The 18,515-nt window shown below is 37.5% G+C and carries 12 protein-coding genes; 9 read left to right on the top strand and 3 right to left on the bottom strand.

From position 1 onward, the window contains the following. Positions 1–274: 274 nt before the first annotated feature. The 3 genes from H4J56_RS00655 to H4J56_RS00645 all read left to right on the top strand — a co-directional run bounded on the left by H4J56_RS00655 (position 275) and on the right by H4J56_RS00645 (position 7,365). On the top strand, positions 275–2,113 hold the full coding sequence (locus H4J56_RS00655) for a S8 family serine peptidase (protein WP_182258714.1): 1,839 nt from the start codon (positions 275–277) through the stop codon (positions 2,111–2,113). Between the two features lie 294 nt (positions 2,114–2,407). Then, entirely contained in the window at positions 2,408–4,102 is a 1,695-nt protein-coding gene (locus H4J56_RS00650; RefSeq protein WP_220465217.1) for a S8 family peptidase, read from the top strand. Positions 4,103–4,200: 98 nt separating this feature from the next. Then, the gene (locus H4J56_RS00645; RefSeq protein WP_310733821.1) at positions 4,201–7,365 is read left to right on the top strand and encodes a two-component regulator propeller domain-containing protein; all 3,165 of its coding nucleotides are present in this window, start codon (positions 4,201–4,203) and stop codon (positions 7,363–7,365) included. Positions 7,366–7,382: 17 nt separating this feature from the next. On the opposite strand, the gene H4J56_RS00640 is transcribed toward H4J56_RS00645, so the two are convergent. Both H4J56_RS00640 and H4J56_RS00635 read right to left on the bottom strand, forming a co-directional pair. Continuing rightward, complete coding sequence (locus H4J56_RS00640; protein WP_259368135.1) at positions 7,383–10,382, bottom strand: ATP-binding protein; 3,000 nt, start codon at positions 10,380–10,382, stop codon at positions 7,383–7,385. 120 nt (positions 10,383–10,502) lie between these two features. Then, complete coding sequence (locus H4J56_RS00635; protein WP_182214469.1) at positions 10,503–11,033, bottom strand: DUF6942 family protein; 531 nt, start codon at positions 11,031–11,033, stop codon at positions 10,503–10,505. A 375-nt stretch (positions 11,034–11,408) separates the two neighbouring features. On the opposite strand from H4J56_RS00635, the gene H4J56_RS00630 reads away from it, so the two are divergent. The 6 genes from H4J56_RS00630 (at position 11,409) to H4J56_RS00605 (ending at position 18,195) form a co-directional block, all read left to right on the top strand. Continuing rightward, positions 11,409–12,227 carry an alpha/beta fold hydrolase gene (locus H4J56_RS00630; RefSeq protein ID WP_310733553.1) on the top strand — a complete coding sequence of 273 codons (819 nt, stop codon included), beginning with the start codon at positions 11,409–11,411 and terminating at the stop codon, positions 12,225–12,227. A gap of 76 nt (positions 12,228–12,303) precedes the next feature. After that, positions 12,304–12,939: a transcriptional repressor LexA gene (lexA, locus tag H4J56_RS00625; RefSeq protein WP_182175283.1), complete on the top strand. Its 636-nt coding sequence runs from the start codon at positions 12,304–12,306 to the stop codon at positions 12,937–12,939. A 565-nt stretch (positions 12,940–13,504) separates the two neighbouring features. Next, complete coding sequence (coxB, locus tag H4J56_RS00620; RefSeq protein WP_404842430.1) at positions 13,505–15,061, top strand: cytochrome c oxidase subunit II; 1,557 nt, start codon at positions 13,505–13,507, stop codon at positions 15,059–15,061. Positions 15,062–15,072: 11 nt separating this feature from the next. Beyond that, positions 15,073–16,665, top strand: coding sequence for a cytochrome c oxidase subunit I (gene ctaD / locus H4J56_RS00615; protein ID WP_182214468.1), 1,593 nt, complete (start codon positions 15,073–15,075; stop codon positions 16,663–16,665). Positions 16,666–16,676: 11 nt separating this feature from the next. Further along, complete coding sequence (locus tag H4J56_RS00610; RefSeq protein WP_182214466.1) at positions 16,677–17,258, top strand: cytochrome c oxidase assembly protein; 582 nt, start codon at positions 16,677–16,679, stop codon at positions 17,256–17,258. A gap of 52 nt (positions 17,259–17,310) precedes the next feature. Continuing rightward, positions 17,311–18,195, top strand: a complete 885-nt coding sequence (locus H4J56_RS00605) for a cytochrome c oxidase subunit 3 (protein ID WP_182214464.1) — start codon at positions 17,311–17,313, stop codon at positions 18,193–18,195. 78 nt (positions 18,196–18,273) lie between these two features. On the opposite strand, the gene H4J56_RS00600 is transcribed toward H4J56_RS00605, so the two are convergent. Continuing rightward, complete coding sequence (locus H4J56_RS00600) at positions 18,274–18,489, bottom strand: DUF2909 domain-containing protein (protein ID WP_070375487.1); 216 nt, start codon at positions 18,487–18,489, stop codon at positions 18,274–18,276. Between the last annotated feature and the right edge of the window lie 26 nt (positions 18,490–18,515).

Raw genomic sequence — 18,515 nt, 5'->3', positions numbered from 1 at the left:
AAGCGACAAGGTGGTTTTTGTTTTTGTAGTTATCTACATGAAACAATAGATTTTATTTTTATTTTGTCGTTTTTTTTCGAAAAGCTGTCGCTATTTTGCTAGGGAATATTTTCTGACTTGATATTATCGAATTATGCAAGATGCACGATACTGATTTAACCAAGATAAATAAGTCATCATCAAGATAGTAAGGACTGCTCAATAAAATAAAACATAACGTTGATCATAAAAATAATATAAACAACGTCCCTATATATAAGAGAGAGTAGAACATATGAAAGCTTCTAAATTTACGACATCAATTATTGCTTTAGCCGTTACCGCAGCATTTTCAGCACAAGCTGCCGATGATCGATACATTATTAAAGTAGACGAAAGTAAAAAAGGCCTTGTTAAAGCTCTCGCTAAAAAATTAGGCGGCGAATTAAAAGTTGACGGCAAAGGTTTTATCGCTGCTTCATTCGCTGGTAAAGACTTAAGCCAAGTTAAAGGTTTATTAAATAACCCACATATTCAAATGATCGAAGAAGATCAACGCCGTGTACCACTTTCTGTATATAGTGATACTGCAGGCAACCCTGCTACAACTCAACTTACTCCTTATGCGGTTGTTCAATCTCAAGCTGACCAAGTTAACTTTAACGCTGGCGCAGGTATGAAGGTATGTGTTATCGATTCAGGTTTAGATCGCTCTAACCAAGATTTTATTTGGAACAATATCACTGGTACTAATGATTCAGGCACAGGTAACTGGGATGAAAACGGTGGCCCACACGGTACTCACGTAGCCGGTACCATTGGTGCTGCAGATAACGGTTTTGGTGTTGTTGGTATGGCACCTGGCGTTGATATGCATATTGTTAAAGTATTTAACGAAGCAGGTTGGGGATACTCTTCTGATTTAGCTTATGCAGCAAATATTTGTTCTGGCGCTGGCGCGAACATTATCAGCATGAGTTTGGGTGGTGGAGGTGCAAACAGCACTGAAGAGAACGCCTTTAAAGCATTTACAGATGCTGGCGGTTTAGTTGTAGCGGCAGCAGGTAACGATGGTAACAATGTTCGTTCATTCCCAGCGGGTTACTCTTCAGTAATGATGATTGGTGCAAACGACAATAACAACGCTATTGCAGACTTCTCACAATTTCCAAGCTGTACAGCTACTTCAGGTAAAGGCAAAAATGCAACGACTGTCACAGACGAAACTATTTGTGTTGAAGTAACAGCTGGTGGTGTCGATACATTATCTACTTACCCGGCGGGTATGGCAACTAGCGCTTCAATGAGTGCTGATGGCGTTGCTTTTGCTTCCTCTGCAATGGAAAACTCAGAGTCAGTTTCAGGTAATACTTACAACATGGGTACTGCAGAGTCTACTGATTCAGGCGCAAACGGTATGGTTTGTGTTATAGAGCGTGGCGTTATTTCTTTCCATGATAAAGTGAATAACTGTGAACTTTCAGGCGGTATCGGTGCGGTTCTATATAATAACGAACCTGGTATGCTATATGGTACTTTGGGAGACACTAACGCAACTAGCATTCCTGCAGTAGGGGCTTCTCAAGAAGATGGAGCAGCGTTATTAGCAGCAAATACAGTTGATATTAACATTGGAGCTAGCGATTACGGTTTCATGAGCGGTACTTCAATGGCAACACCAGCAGTATCTGGTATTGCTGCGCTAGTTTGGTCTAATCATAACGGTTGTACGGGTACAGAAATTCGTGATGCACTAAAATCAACAGCGGAAGATAACGGCGCTACAGGTCACGATGACTACTTTGGTCACGGTATCGTTAAAGCAAAAGCGGCTAGCGATTACTTAACCGCTAATGGTTGTGGTGGTGGCGTTGTTACTCCTCCTCCAGTAGAAGGTGGCGATATTACTGCTGACGCATCAGGATACAAGGCTAAAGGTAAAAACAAAGTTGACGTAACTTGGTCAGGTGCAGCTACTGCAAGTGTCGATATTATCCGTAATGGTTCTTTAAGAACAACAACGGCAAACGATGGTGCTTATACCGACAGCTTTAGAACTTCTGGTTCGTTTACATATAAAGTCTGTGACCAAGGAACTAGTAATTGTTCTACGGAAACGACAGTTAATTTCTAGATTTATACGTTATTAGTACAAGGAAGTAGTCTTATTAACTAGTTGATATCCAGTTCATTATTTGAGCTGGATATTTTTATTTTAGTAATATGTAATAATTTTTAGTTATATGTATATACTCATAAGTTATTACAGGTTGGGTCCGGTTTAGTTTATGTTCACAATCAATGTGTATTTTGTAACTAATTATTAAAAATTGTTTAAATGTACAATTGTTTAAATTTAAATTACAAACATTAAGTTAAATTACCCTGACGTTTTTAAAAGATGTAACGGGAAAAGGGGATAAAAATTTTGAATATTTCTGTAAAAAACATTATAAAACCACTCTCACTTTTAGGTCTTATCAGCGTAACTGTTTGGCTGATCCATACAACACTTAATAAAAATGTAGATGCACAAAAGCAATCGTACATTATTTCTTCAAATAACTATCAATTATTGCAAACAGAATTAGCAACGCTAAACGTTCAACCAACGCATAAATTAGCTATTATCAATGCTGTTGCCGTTTCTCTTAATATTGAACAGTTGGCTCAGTTACATGCACAGTTAGATATTCAAGTTACGCAAAATCATAATGTAGAAATGTCTGGTGGTAATGCTTGGGGCAAGCGCAAATGGCAGCCAAAGTCTGTCGTTAATGACTTAATTGAAGCCTCTGCTGCTCATTCGGCCTACAATTTTGGCGATGGTGTAACTATTGGTTTTTTAGATACAGGCCTTGATCAATTAGAAGGAACATCTTCAGGTTTATCTACTGATTTATATGGTCGGGATAAGTTCTGGGGAACTTATGATGCGGTTAATAACAATATCAGTAATTATAGTAATGAAGAAAGTGGCCACGGTACACATGTCGCCAGTATTGCTGGCAATGCAGATTACGACGCTTACGGTAAAGTGTATGGTGTTGCGCCGAATGCTGCATTAGTTGGGATTAAAGCCTTTGATGCCGAAGGCAAGGCGACCTATGCAGACGTTATTCGTGGCATAGATTGGGCGCTACAAGTTAAAGATCAAATCAATTTAAAAGTATTGAACATGTCGTTCAGTGGGCCAGCTCGTTCATACTATTGGGAAGACCCACTTAACCAAGCAGTAATGAAAGCATGGCAAGCTGGTATTGTTGTCGTTGCTTCTGCTGGTAACAGTGGTCCTGGCCCTATGACAATCGGCGTTCCAGGCAATGTACCTTATATAATTACCGTTGGTGCGATGACTGATAACTATACGCCTTCTTATTTAAGTGATGACATAGTCGCTAGTTTTAGTTCGGCCGGCCCGACAGTCGAAGGATTTGTTAAACCAGAAATTGTCGCACCAGGCGGCCATTTATCAGGATTAATGGCTTTTGATACTCAAATCGTTCAGGAACATCCAGAATTTCACGACGGCGGACGATATTTTGAAATGTCAGGTACATCGCAAGCTGCTGGCGTTGTTTCTGGTGTAGTGGCATTGATGTTGACCCAAGATCCAACGTTAACTCCTGACGAAGTTAAGTGTAGACTAATGGACAGTGCTCATACCGCATTCGATAATAACGGTGAACTTGCTTATAGCGTATTTCAACAAGGTTCAGGCGTGGTTAATGTGGCGGATGCATTAGCTAGTAACGCTTCAGCATGTGCGAATCAAGCATTAGATATTGCACAAGACATTGCTGGTAATGAACACTATTTTGGACCTGCCAATATTAATGATGATGGTAATTTTTATGTTGAAGGTTTAGGCGATGAATATGTGTGGAAATTGGATGAAAGCAACGTTGATGGTGATAGTGTCATTTGGCGAATGAATTTCATCGAAAATGCTATCGATTGGAGAAACACTGCCTCAACAGATAGTGTTATCTGGCGAATGAACATCGAAACGGACAGTGTCATTTGGAGAATGAATGTCGAATCTGACTCGGTGATTTGGAGAATGAGTGTTGCTGATAGTACAACCGGAATTGATGTTAATAATTGGGTAGCACCACAATAGTGTAACTCACTCTAAGCCACTGTTATTAAAGTGGCTTTTTATTTTTTTATTTCATAATAGAAGATTCTATATACCCTCATCTTAGTAAGAGCTATCTTGTGAAAAATATACTCCCCTTTTTCTTATCAATTATCCTTAGTTGCAATATATTTGCACAAGATGTTAAGCAATTTAAAAACTTTGGGATTGATAACCCAATGTCTTATAGCTTTGTTAGAACCATGGCTCAAGATGAAGATGGTTTTATGTGGTTCGGCTCATCGGAAGGCTTAGACCGTTTTGATGGGCATCAAACACTAAATTTTCAACATGATAGTACCCAGCCTAACTCACTAAGCTCTAGTGTGATCAGTAGTATTCTTTTTGATAAACAGCAAAGGCTTTGGGTCGGTACTTTTGGTGGAGGCTTAAATTTATATAGACCAGAAAGCCAAGATTTTATCCATTTTACTAGAAAAACAAAAAATGCCACACTGACCAATGATACCGTAAATGCTTTATTTGAAGACAGTGAAGGTAAAATTTGGATAGCTACCGAAAATGGTGTGAATGTTCTCAGTACAGATGAAGAAAAATGGTCAACTCAGCATATATTTCAAGAATCAGGTAACCCAAATAGCCTGACCCATAATACTGTACTTTCAATAATTGAAACTCGTAACCAAGAAATTTGGATTGGTACTAATGGCGGTGGGGTTTCGATATTTGATCTACAGGGAAATTTTATTAAATCGATTAAGTATGGCGATCAAAAAAGTGCGACTTATGTTAATAAATTTGTCAGTAGTTTATATCTAGCTATTAATGGTGATATTTGGATAGGCACAGTTGATAGTGGTTTATTAAAATATACACCAAGTACAGAGCAGTTTATTCACTATCAAGATAATGTGAATGTTCAGTCAACAATTAGCAGTAATGCAATTAGTAATATTTATCAGGATTCAGAACAAAATATTTGGATTGGCACCGATAGTGGCTTATCTATTTATAATAATGAAACCAAAGACTTCAGTCGCTATAACAACTCCCCAAATAACCCTTACAGTATAAGTAATGATTTTGTTATTACTTTTTTTGAAGACAACCATAAGATGATGTGGGTAGGGACTTTTTCAGGTGTGAATCGTTGGGATCCGAATATGGCAACCTTTCGACAATATAGTACGCAAACAAATCCTATTTTAAAAAATAACAATATCACTAGTTTTGCGCAATTTGAACAAGGAAAATTTTTTTTTAGTACCTATGGTGGTGGTATCTATCAGTTGTCAGAAGCTGATAATTCCATTACCACCGTCGATTTTAATGCTTCTTTTTCAGAATATAGAATTATGAATCTATTTGCCGATGGCAACACTTTATGGGTGGGAACGAGAGGCTCAGGCTTATATTCAATCAATTTAACAACCAATAAAGTGACTGGATATATCCATGATGCTAAAGATGAACATTCTATTTCAGCTAATAGTATTACCGATATTATTAAAGATATTAATGGCAACCTTTGGATATCTACTTTTCAACAAGGACTAAATTTATATAATGAAAACGGTACTTTTACTCGTTTTATTAAAAATGAATTAAACACTAAAAATGGTCCTAGCACTAATAGCATATTACAATTGCTGGCTGATGAACAAGGAATCGTATGGTTGGCCACATTTGGTGCAGGGTTAAATCGTTTTGATCCGGCCCTTGGGACGTTTACTCATTTTAGACATGATGAAAATACCCCTAATAGTATTTCGGATGACTTTACCTGGATAATGCTATTAGATCATGACAAGAACCTATGGTTTGGCACTCAAAATGCTGGCTTAAGTATATTAAGCCAAGAAGATCGTTACAGTAATAACTTTTCATTTTCCCATCTTAATACTAAAGATGGCATGAAAAGTTTGACCGTATATGGCATCACCCAAGATGCTAATGAAGATATTTGGTTTAGTACCAGTAAAGGTATTTCTCGGTTTTCAATCAGTGATAAAAATTTTAAACACTTTAATCTGACTCATGGCTTAGTTGATTTAGAATACACTCATTCTTCAGTATTTCGCTCAAAAGGTAACACCTTATATTTTGGTGCAGGCAAAGGCATGAGCACTATTAATCCAGAAAAAATTAATACCAGCTTGTCCGTTCCAGAAGTACGATTAACGAGTATATTAAAGCTGAATGAACCTATGCCTCTTGGCAGTAAATTATCTAACTTAAGCCAATTGGAATTTGATTACAGTGATCAGCTGATTTCCTTTGAATATGTTGGTTTAAACTATGCCAATCCGGAGTCAACTCTTTATAAGTATCGCTTGCTAGGCTTTGATGAGGAGTGGATAGCTGCAGGTAAATCACGACGAGCCACTTATACAAATTTACCTGCAGGTAGTTATACACTGCAAATTATTGCTGGAAATAACGACAATGTTTGGAGTGAACCGGGTTATTCATTAGCTATTACGGTTAAACCAGCACCTTGGAATACTTGGTGGGCTTATTTATTGTATGCCATGGCAGTAGCTTTAACGTTATTAGTATATTCACGCTTTTTGAATCGAAAACTATTGTTTGAACAACTACAAAAATCTTACCTTAAAGAGCAGGTCAAAGAGAAAACGCAAAAGTTACAATCGCAAAATAGCGAACTTGAACATGCCAATATTCTACTTGAAAAGTCGGCAACGGTAGATAAAGTAACTGGGGTACGAAGTCGCCGCTATCTTGATATTTATATTGAGCAAACTAGCCAGCTGATGAATCAAATTCATCAGAATATTCTACCGGTACAGCGGAGCACTTTACCCCGTCTTTACGTTTTAATGGTTCAGGTCAATGAGCTAATTAATGTCAGTAATAGCCAGCTGATTAACATTACTGATTTATTACTGTTTAGCAGAAATACCGATGACCTAGTTGTTCGTTGGTCCGATGATACCTTTGCTGTTATTGGTTATGAAAAAGATAACAATGCTGGTGAGTTAGCAGCGCGGTTAGCAAGTAAGTTTGAAAAACAATTCGACGATAAAATTTCGATGAATATTGCTTACTCTTTTTATCCGTTTAATAGAGAGCAACCTATGGAAATATCGTGGGATCAAGTCAGTGTGATGATTGAACTTGGCTTAACATTAACAAGCGAAGAGCCAGCGATTGCTTGGCTTGGCTTATGTGAACCTAAGATACAACCCTTTAGCTACTTAGCGGTGATTCAAGGCGCTGATCTAGCGACACTCAAGCAGAACATCCAAGTTAAGCAAGGTTAGCCTGAGTAGCTTTGTGGTTAGCTTTTAATGAATTGTTGTTGATATTGTTTTGGGGTGCAGTTAAACGACTCTTTAAAGCATCGACCAAAATATGTTTGTGAAGAAAAACCAACATCTAAGGCTATTCTGCCAATTTTAGAACCATTTTGTAGCAATATCTGTGCTTTTGCTAGACGGAACTCTTTAATGAAGTTATTAGGTGTTGTGCCCAGTGTTACTTTCATTTTTCGCTGCAGTTGGCGTTCACTCATCGCCATATTACTGGCTAGATCTTGAATACCTAAATCAGTTTCCAAGTACATCTTAGCAACAATGGTTTCTAACTTTTCTATAAACTTTTCATCAACGGATAAGATAGCACTTTCGCTTGGAGTTAACTGCGACACTTTTTTTACGCTACTTTCTTTTTGTTGTTCTTTTTGATGGTCACGAAATTTATGTAAATAGTTCTGCTGGAGTAATTTACGATTTTCAATCAAATTTTCAATACGTATTAATAATTCCTGTTGATTGAAAGGTTTACTTAAATACTCATCTGCTTGTAAATTTAGGCCGTGAAGTCGACTATCTAAGTCTGAACGGGCGGTAAGCAAAATAACGGGAATATGAGAAGTAAGTTCATTCTCTTTTAATTGTTTAAGTACTTCGAAGCCATCAATGCCCGTTAGCATTATATCGCATACGATAAGGTCTGGTATATATTCCTCGGCGATGAGCAGTCCTTGTTCGCCGCTCATTGCTAATAAACAATGATGTTGCTGTTCAACCACACGTTTTATGTGATTTTGCATATCGAGATTATCTTCAATAACTAACACGACATTATGTAAATGATTTTTTGTTTTAGTTTTATTATTATTTTGTTCTAACAGCAATGATGATACTTCGCTTTGAGATACACTCATTGGCACTTGAGTTTCTATTTCGACAGCGGTAGCTAAAGGGATTGATAGAGAAAACTTACTGCCTTTATTGTATTCACTGACTAAATTGATACGCCAGTTATGCGCTTTTACCAATTCATTAACTAAAGATAAACCAATACCTACACCAAAAACAGCATGATTTTTTTCATCATCAGCTCTTTGAAAGCGTTCAAATATTTTACTTTGTGATGCTTGATTAATACCTATGCCGGTATCTGTAATCTCTAAAATAACATTATCTTGATCAACATAAGCACTGACCTTGATGCTACCGCCAGCAGGTGTATATTTAATCGCATTAGCAAGTAAGTTGAAGATGATTTTTTCAAAACCCTGAGCATCACATTCTAGCCACAGATCATCAGATATTTCAGCATCAAAACTTAAATCATTTTGTTTAGCTAAGCGTGAAAATGAATCAATTGGCATAGCCATTAACTGACTTAATCGATAAGTAGACAATGAAAGCTTAGGGTTGTCAGTAAGGCGAGAGAGTTCTAATAGTTGTTCAACCATACGAACTAAACGCAAACCATTACGCTTAGCGGTAGTAAGTTCCAACCCTTCTTCTTTACTGTGAGCTTTGAGTAGATATTGGTCTAAAATGCCATTAATAATTGTCAATGGCGTCCTAAACTCATGGGAAATGTTCGCAATAAACTTATCTTTTAAATCTAACATCTGCTTTTCAGCTAACTTTCGTGAAGTTAAATTAATAAAGGTAATAACAATAAGGGGTTGTTCTTCGCGATCTGCCCACTGCAATTCAACCTGAACTGGGAATTCAGTACCATCGGCACGTCGAGCAGCACACTCTACTGAAATACCGATATCTTTACGTTGTAAGGCGTATACATTACTTTTGAAGCCAAAAAAGTAATGCATAGTGTCTTCTGCAGAAAAAAGTGCGCTGACATTCGTGCCTTTCAATTCATGTTCTAAACTTTGGAACAATTGAACTGCGGCAGGGTTTGACGATAATATTTCCCCGCCCGTTGATGTCGTCAAAATAGCATTATTAGATGCTCGGACAATGGCTTTGTCTTCACTATTAAGAATTGAGCTGAGTAATTTATGGTTGGTCTGTATTAACTCTTTTTGTTCTTGTTGCTGAGTGAAAGCGTTTTCCTTGAATTCGAGCGTGTTTTTTCTTTTATTGTAAGCAATCAGAATGACTAAAATAAAAGCAATAACGCCCCAAATACCAATAACAAAAGACTGCCAGAAAGAATTTGTAATGTAGTGTGCCCCAACTTCTAAACCAACGATATGAATGCTAAAAATAATACTCACCAGCAATAAAATGTAAAATTCGGGAAAGGTATCTTTTGAAATAGGTTTGGTCGGTCTTTGAATGTTTAATGATGCACTTGCGGCAAAAATAAGACCACAGTATGGGATTAACGCTATTAAGCTGTTCGTATAATTGTCTTTATAAAGGGCTTGCTCTTGAAGAAGAAAATAACTATTAGTGTTATCAACTAACAAAGCTAATGAGGCAATGGCTAATGGCCAATAAATAGCGCGCCAAAACTTTTCACGACAAAAAATAACACAGCTGATTAGTCTAATAAAAATGAGGCCAGAAATAGTGATATGAAATAATAATGACGGTAATAACCTGTGATCTAACGCTTTTGAAAACTCTTCTGGCAGCAGTACGAAATAACAAAAACAGGTGACTGTAAAAAATAGTGCTGGCACTCGACCCGCAATGTATTTATTGAGTGGCGTTTCGCTGAGATGCGGGTTGGTTTCTATGGCCAGTAAGATAAAAAAGTAACTGAACAAAGAGAAAAAATCTTGCAGGATCGGGGGGGTGTTTATGTAGTTACCTGCGAAGATAACACCCGAAATAAGATCAATGATAATAGCGAGAGAGAAAAACTGCCAGAACAATTTTAATGAACGTGATCTGGTCTGTAAATAGCTATGAACAACAAAGAATACTGCGGTAGCCTGTAATAATATAGTAGGAAGTGATAGCAAAAAAGCAGAGGAAATATCAAGCGTGCTGGTGATCGTTGCATAGGGTAATAAGGTTAAAATTATTGTAATAAATAAAAGTGTTTTTTTATTAAAATATAGCAATGATGTGATCCAATATTAAAGTGACGTTTAGTATGTTGCCTAATCATGAGGCTAATTATTTTCTCCTTTAATAAATATAGTATACATTAATTTAACACTATATAAATGAATGAAAAGCTTTCACTGGCTATTTATATCGTTGAGTAAAAAGGCTAATTTTTCAATATTAGCATTCGACAATTGCCGATAATCAAAATAGGGACACACAATTAAATTTTTAGCTTTATCAATAGCAAATTGCTCATCTAGCCAAGTGAAATTAGCGTTTAGTTGATTTGTCGCTAACAAATTTTTGGCGTAGGTTTTTCCACAAATAATATGCAGAGTTTGCTTAGTGGTTGATAACTGAGGCGGAGAAAATAATAAAGCCGTTTGAGAGCCTTGCTGCAGCAAAAATCGCTCTCGATATTTTTGCCAAGTTGGCGCAAGTGTTGAGTAAGCGAATTTTTCTTTATCGAGTGCGTAAAGCAGCTTCGCATAAACATTGAAAACTTTCCGCCAACCATTGCCACAAGCTTGATTAACCATCTCTATTTCGCCCAAGGTTAGCGGCGATAGACAAGATAATTGCTGATATTCAAGCATACTCGGTTTATTGCCAATATAAACGGCGACGCTAAAGTTTGAGCAACCTAAACCAATAACATTCAATGGTACTTAACTCATTTTACGTGGGGGGTATGTTGAATTGTAAATTTATAATCGAGACAAGTAAAACGTCCTTAAAATTTTTTTGCTTGAATGTATGTAGTTACTGGTAAAGTTAGATCGATTGAAGATTATCAATGTCTAACAGATAACTAATATAAAATGTTAATATCGTATAGCTTTCTATGGCTATTTAAAGGTCCACGCGAGAAGTTTATCGAAAAAAATGACATTACAAGGGTAATGGTTTCAAATTTTGTTGGAGAAAACTGTTTTATATTTTATATTTGTGGCAGCTAAAAATATATTGCTTAGCTGCTGTTTAACATGACTACAGTATCAATAATGAATTCTAAAAAAAAATGATGGAGCGCAGCTATGAATGAAAAAATTGCAGCACTTAAGTCAGACCTAGCGCTACTTAAAGAACAATTTAGTAAAAAAATTACTGATGCAGAAACTCGTTTAAAAAATATGATTGAACAAGAAAGCTTAGATACTTCGGTTGAACGTGGCTATAAAATTCAAGCTTCTTTTGAAGAGCCAGCAGATTCTTTAGCTAATGGTGAATGTGTAATTTTACTGCATGGGCTTGCACGTTCGGCTAACTCCATGAAAGCTATTGAAAAACGATTGTTAGCAGAAGGATATTTTGTGATAAATATCAACTACCCTTCTAGAGATTATTCGATAGAAGAGTTGGCTGAAAAAGTGATTTCTAAAGCGCTATTAATTTGTGAAAATCGCCAAGTTAACTTTGTTACCCATTCAATGGGCGGTATATTAGTTCGCCAATATTTAAGTATGCATAAAATACCTAATTTACATAAAGTCGTGATGCTAGGTCCACCAAACAAAGGCAGTGAAGTTGTTGATAAACTAAAAAATACACCTGGTTTTAGTTTCATCAATGGTGATGCGGGTATGCAATTAGGTACCGGCGAATTCAGTGTCCCTAGTAACCTTGGCAATGCTAATTTTGATTTGGGTGTTATTGCCGGTAATCAAAGTATTAATTGGATATTATCAACACTTATTCCTGATAAAGATGATGGTAAAGTTTCGGTTGCTAGTACCAAACTTGATGGTATGAATGATCACATTGAAATGGAAACGACCCATCCATTTATGATGAAAAACGAAAAAGTTATCGAACAAGTTATCCATTATTTAAAATCAGGGAGTTTTCAAAAATAATTCGACTAGAAAACTTGCCTTTACTAACGACCTGTATATACTCACAGTAACAACTGTGTAAATTTACAGGCTCCCTATGCTAAATGAAATCAGCGAATTACGCCCTCTAACGAACCGACAACAACAAGTTTTTGATCTGATCAAAGACAAAATAAGCGATACGGGCATGCCACCAACGCGTGCTGAAATAGCCAAGTTTTTTGGCTTTAAATCAGCAAATGCAGCAGAGGAACATTTAAAAGCTTTGGCTAAAAAAGGCTATATAGAAATGTTGCCAGGTACTTCTCGCGGCATTCGTTTGACTGAGAAGTTAATGGAAGAAGCCGGTTTACCTTTAATCGGCAGAGTGGCTGCAGGTGAACCTATTTTAGCTGCAGAGCATGTTGAAGATCATTACAAAGTTGATGGTAATTTGTTCCACCCAGCTGCTGATTACTTATTGAGAGTTAATGGCGAAAGCATGAAAAATATCGGCATACTTGATGGTGACTTGTTAGCGGTTCATCAAACGACCGATGTACAGAATGGCCAAGTAATTGTTGCTCGTGTCGAAGAAAATGTTACGGTTAAACGTTATAAACGAGAAGGTAACATCGTTTACTTACATGCTGAAAATGATGACTTCTCTCCTATAAAAGTCGATTTGTCTGATCAAGAGTTTAATATTGAAGGGTTGGCTGTTGGCGTTATTCGCTCGGCAGACTGGATGTAATTAAGTTAACCTATCCAATAAACTTGGTGGTAACTAAGCCAATTTATCTAACAAATATAGTATTAAATATGTAAAACTGCTCCGCAAACTTTAGTGTATAAAATAGGCTAAAGTTTGCTTTTCTAACCTTTCGTATTCTTTTCATGCAAACCTTTCTCTTTACTAAGAATAATTTTCACTCTAAAGCCCATTCAAACAACTTTATCTTTCTCTGATTAAAAAACAACCAAGATCAATTTTTACAATACGCGTATTTATACTCAGCTGTTTATTTTTAATACTACGGCTACAGCCCTTTGTTATTAGGCCTTTGCCTGTATTAGAGTTGATACTCTATTGTTTTTATTGGTTTTTATTTTAAAATAGCTCGATTTTTAAATTGACCCAGATCAACTTTTAAGTAATTCTAGTTTGGAATGTGTACAAATATAAATATAAGGCGATGTTGTCGACGCTAACTGGTTGATAACAAAATCGCTAAGAAAATAATAAAAATCCGTACTAAAGGATGTGTTTTGTCCTAGGTATCAAGTTTTAAACTTTTATAGGGTGAAGGAGATGTCGTGTGAAAAGACGTAACCTAGGTTGGCTGTTGTTGGGGAGTGTTCTTTCCAGTTCAGCTTGGGCAGATATGCAATTAAATCTGACCAAGGGTGTAACAGAAGTAAGTAGAGATGTTTACGATCTACATATGCTCGCAATGTATATATGTGTAGCAATTGGTGTGGTCGTTTTTGGTGCTATGTTTTGGTCAATGGTTTTCCATCGAAAATCCAAAGGGGCTAAATCAGCAGATTTTCATGAAAGTACAAAAGTAGAAATCCTCTGGACAGCAATTCCCATTGTCATTCTTATCGCTATGGCTGTACCAGCAACAAAAACACTGATTGAAATGGAAAATAACGACGATTCTGACGTTACCATTCAAGTTACCGCCTCTCAGTGGAAATGGCATTACAAATATTTTGATCAAGATATTGAGTTCTACTCCGTTTTATCGACGCCAAGATCACAGTATGAAACACAAGAAGGTAAACACCTTAATGTTGATGCTGGCGATAAAGTCAAAGGTGAAAATTACCTACTCGAAGTTGATAAACACCTTGTCATTCCAGTTAATAAAAAAGTACGATTTTTAATCACTTCTGACGACGTTATTCATGCTTGGTGGGTACCTGCTTTTGCTGTAAAGCAAGATGCTAACCCAGGATTTATTAATGAAGCATGGACAAAAGTTGACAAGCCTGGGATATACCGAGGTCAGTGTGCTGAACTTTGTGGCAAAGACCATGGTTTTATGCCAATTGTTGTCGAAGTAAAGTCTGAAGCAGACTATGCAAAATGGCTTGATGAACAACACCAACTCAACGCTCAAGCCGCTGCTGCTGAGAAAGCATCTCTTAACGCTTCCGCATCAATGGATGAATTGATGACCTTGGGTGAAACTACCTATATTGCCCACTGTGCTGCCTGTCATCAAGTTTCTGGTGCTGGTCTACCTCCTGCATTTCCTGCACTTAAAGGAAGTCCAGTTGCTACGGGTAGTATTGCCGAGCATATTGATATTGTACTCAATGGTAAAGCGGGTACAGGTATGCAAGCTTATGGTAAGCAGTTAAGTATGAAGCAAATTGCTGCAGTTGTGACCTACGAGCGTAATGCTTGGGGTAACAATACCGGTGATGCCGTACAAGCCGCTGATGTTAAAGGTGCTGCTAAGGGATCAGGCAATGACACAGAAACACCGGTAGCAGTTGCTGAAATGGTTGCTGAAGAAGCCCCAGTAGAAGATCTAACTAAAGTGTACAGCGAAGATGAACTGATGGTTATGGGTGAGCAAGTTTACATGAAAGCTTGTGCTGCTTGTCATCAAGTTTCTGGTGCGGGTTTACCTCCGGCATTTCCAGCACTAAAAGGTAGTGCAATTGCACTGGGTGATATTGCTGTGCATATAGATATGGTTATTAATGGCAGTAAGAAAAACCCTGCTATGGCTGCTTTTGGTAGTCAGTTAACTAAAACCGAAATAGCGGCAGTTGTTACTTATGAGCGTAATGCTTGGGGCAATAACACCGGTGATTTAGTACAACCTGCAGCTGTTGATGCTGCTAGTGCGAAGTAGGAGGATATAAAATGACTACAGACGTTATAGAACAAGAATCGCACGACGATCATCATGATGACCATAAAATGAAAGGCATCAAACGTTGGTTGTACACGACAAACCATAAAGATATAGGTACGTTATATCTATGGTTTGCTTTTATTATGCTATTAACCGGCGGCGCTTTAGCCATGGTTATTCGAGCCGAGTTATTCCAACCCGGTTTACAAATAGTGGAGCCTGATTTTTTCAATCAGCTAACAACCGTACATGGTTTGATCATGGTATTTGGTGCAATTATGCCGGCCTTTACCGGGTTTGCTAACTGGATGATACCTATGATGATTGGTGCTCCAGATATGGCCTTACCACGTATGAATAACTGGAGCTTCTGGATTCTACCTTTTGCTTTTGGGATTCTTTTGTCTACATTCTTTATGGAGTCAGGTGCGCCTAACTTTGGTTGGACATTCTACGCACCACTTTCTACAACCTATTCAAATGGTAGTACGGCATTTTTTGTTTTTGCTGTTCATATTATGGGTATCTCATCAATAATGGGCGCAATTAATATTGTTGTTACTATTATGAATATGCGTGCGCCTGGTATGACTTACATGAAAATGCCATTGTTTGTTTGGACATTTTTTATTACCGCCTACTTATTGATTGCGGTGATGCCCGTGCTCGCAGGTGTGGTAACTATGTTGTTAACCGACACTTATTTTGGTACGAGTTTCTTTGATGCCGCTGGTGGCGGTGATCCGGTATTGTTCCAGCATCTTTTCTGGTTCTTCGGGCATCCTGAAGTTTATATCATGATTTTACCTGCTTTTGGTATTGTTTCGACAATTATCCCAGCGTTTGCTCGTAAGAAGTTATTTGGCTACAGCTCAATGGTTTATGCAACGGCATCGATTGCTGTGTTGTCATTTATTGTTTGGGCGCATCACATGTTCACGACAGGTATGCCGTTATTTGGTGAACTGTTCTTCATGTATTGCACCATGTTAATTGCCGTACCTACGGGTGTTAAAGTGTTCAACTGGGTCGCAACTATGTGGCGTGGTTCAATGAGCTTTGAAACGCCGATGTTATTTTCTATCGCGTTTGTCATCTTATTTACTATAGGCGGATTCTCTGGTTTGATGTTGGCATTAACACCTGTTGATTTCCAATACCATGATACCTACTTTGTTGTTGCTCATTTTCATTATGTATTAGTTACCGGTTCATTATTCTCGATTTATGCTGGTGCATACTTCTGGTTGCCAAAATGGACAGGTCATATGTATAACGAGTCGTTAGCTAAATGGCATTTTTGGTGTTCATTGATTTCAGTTAATTTACTATTCTTCCCTATGCACTTTTTAGGATTAGCGGGCATGCCTCGTCGTATTCCAGATTATGCGTTGCAGTTTGCTGATTTCAACAAGTGGGTCAGTATTGGTGGTTTTGCCTTTGGTCTTTCGCAACTAATATTCTTAGCGGTAGTCATTAAGTGTATTAGAGGTGGAGAGAAAGCATCGGCTAAACCTTGGGATGGCGCTGAAGGTTTAGAGTGGACTGTTGCAAGTCCTGCTCCGTACCATACATTTTCAACACCACCAAAAATTGATTAAGTTAATAAAATATGAATAAAGGTGACGAATTGCAAAATTCAAATAACAAAGATAGCACTGCTATAACGAAAAACAATCAAGTGATAAAAAAGCTGGTTATGATTGTTTTTGGTATGTTTGGTTTTGGTTTTGCACTTGTCCCTTTATATGATGTGTTTTGTGATATTACTGGTTTGAATGGAAAAACGTCAACCACTGCCGCCGCTGTCTATAATGTTGAGCAGATTGACACAAAAAGGATTGTTACGGTGCAGTTTATTAGTCGAACCGCCCAAGGTATACCTTGGCAGTTTGAACCTATGGTCCGTGAAATAAAAGTTCATCCCGGTGAAATGAAACTTGTTAAATTTTATGCAAAAAATGAATCCACCCGCGATATTATTGGCCAAGCAGTTCCGTCAGTATCGCCCGGTTTAGCGGCAGCGTATTTTCAAAAAATTGAATGTTTTTGTTTTACGCAGCAACCGCTAAAAGCGAATGAAGAGGTAGAAATGGCGTTACAGTTTTATGTTGACCCAGAATTACCTGAAGATATTTCAACGCTAACTTTGTCTTACACTTTGTATGACGTGACCGGAAAAGTGGAATCGTAGCAATTTATACTGAGCACTTAGCGTGTAACAGTATTTGTTTAGGGGAATAATAATGACAACAAAAGAATATGAAAGTTATTACGTACCATCACAAAGTCATTGGCCAATTGTTGGCGCAGTGGCACTGTTTTTAATTGCTGTTGGCGCCGGGAACTATGTTTCTACGTTAAATAGTAGCGAAGGTGGCATTGGCGGTTACATATTGCTTGCCGGCATTTGTTTAGTTATATACATGCTCTATGGTTGGTTCAGTAACGTTATAAACGAATCGATGGCAGGTAAGTATAGCCATCAAATGGATAACTCATTTCGTCAAGGAATGAGCTGGTTTATCTTTTCTGAAGTGATGTTTTTTGCAGCATTCTTTGGTGCCTTATTTTATGCCCGCACGTTATCAGTACCTTGGTTGGGCGGCGCAGATAATAATGCCATGACTGGTGCTGTTTTATGGCCTGAGTTTGTCGCAAGTTGGCCGTTATTAGTCACACCAGATGGAACCGAAACAACTCAAATGGGCTGGTATGGCCTACCGTTAATTAATACTATTTTGTTATTAACGTCTTCAATTACTGCACATTTAGCACATTCAGCCTTAGAAAAAGATAATCGTAAAATGCTGAAAATATGGTTAGGTTTTACCATATTATTAGGTGTTGTCTTTTTATTCTTGCAAGTTGTCGAGTATATGCACGGCTATTCAGAAGAAATGAAATTGTACTTAACTAGTGGTATCTATGGTTCAACTTTCTACTTACTGACCGGTTTTCATGGTATGCACGTTACCTTAGGTACCGTCATGCTTATTGTGGTATTTTTAAGGGTGTTAAAAGGCCACTTTACCCCAACAAATGCTTTTGCTTTTGAAGCGGCAAGTTGGTATTGGCATTTTGTTGATGTGGTTTGGGTGATACTGTTTGTTTTTGTTTATATCGTATAAAAAATTACTGATATAAACGTTTAAGAAATATTGTAGGTGAAGCTAGCTTCACCTACTTTTTATTTTTAAGCGAGTTGATTAGAATGGTCGTGGGTGTGGCGTAATAACGCCTGTTAAAATAGCGACTAGCATAAGTATAATAATGAAGGCTGAAATCATCACGCGTCGGCCAATAAATTTTGACATTGACGGTTTACTTGGGTCATTTTTGTTTAAGACAAAGAGTGCCTGAAACAGGCTAAATACCATGAAGACTAAGCAGCCAATAATAATTATTTTTATCGCAAATGCCATTTAAAAATTTCCTATGTTGTTATGTT

This window comes from Colwellia sp. BRX8-4 (assembly GCF_014077345.1).
Taxonomy (GTDB): Bacteria; Pseudomonadota; Gammaproteobacteria; order Enterobacterales; family Alteromonadaceae; genus Colwellia_A.
This window is presented reverse-complemented; position numbering and strand designations above follow the sequence as displayed.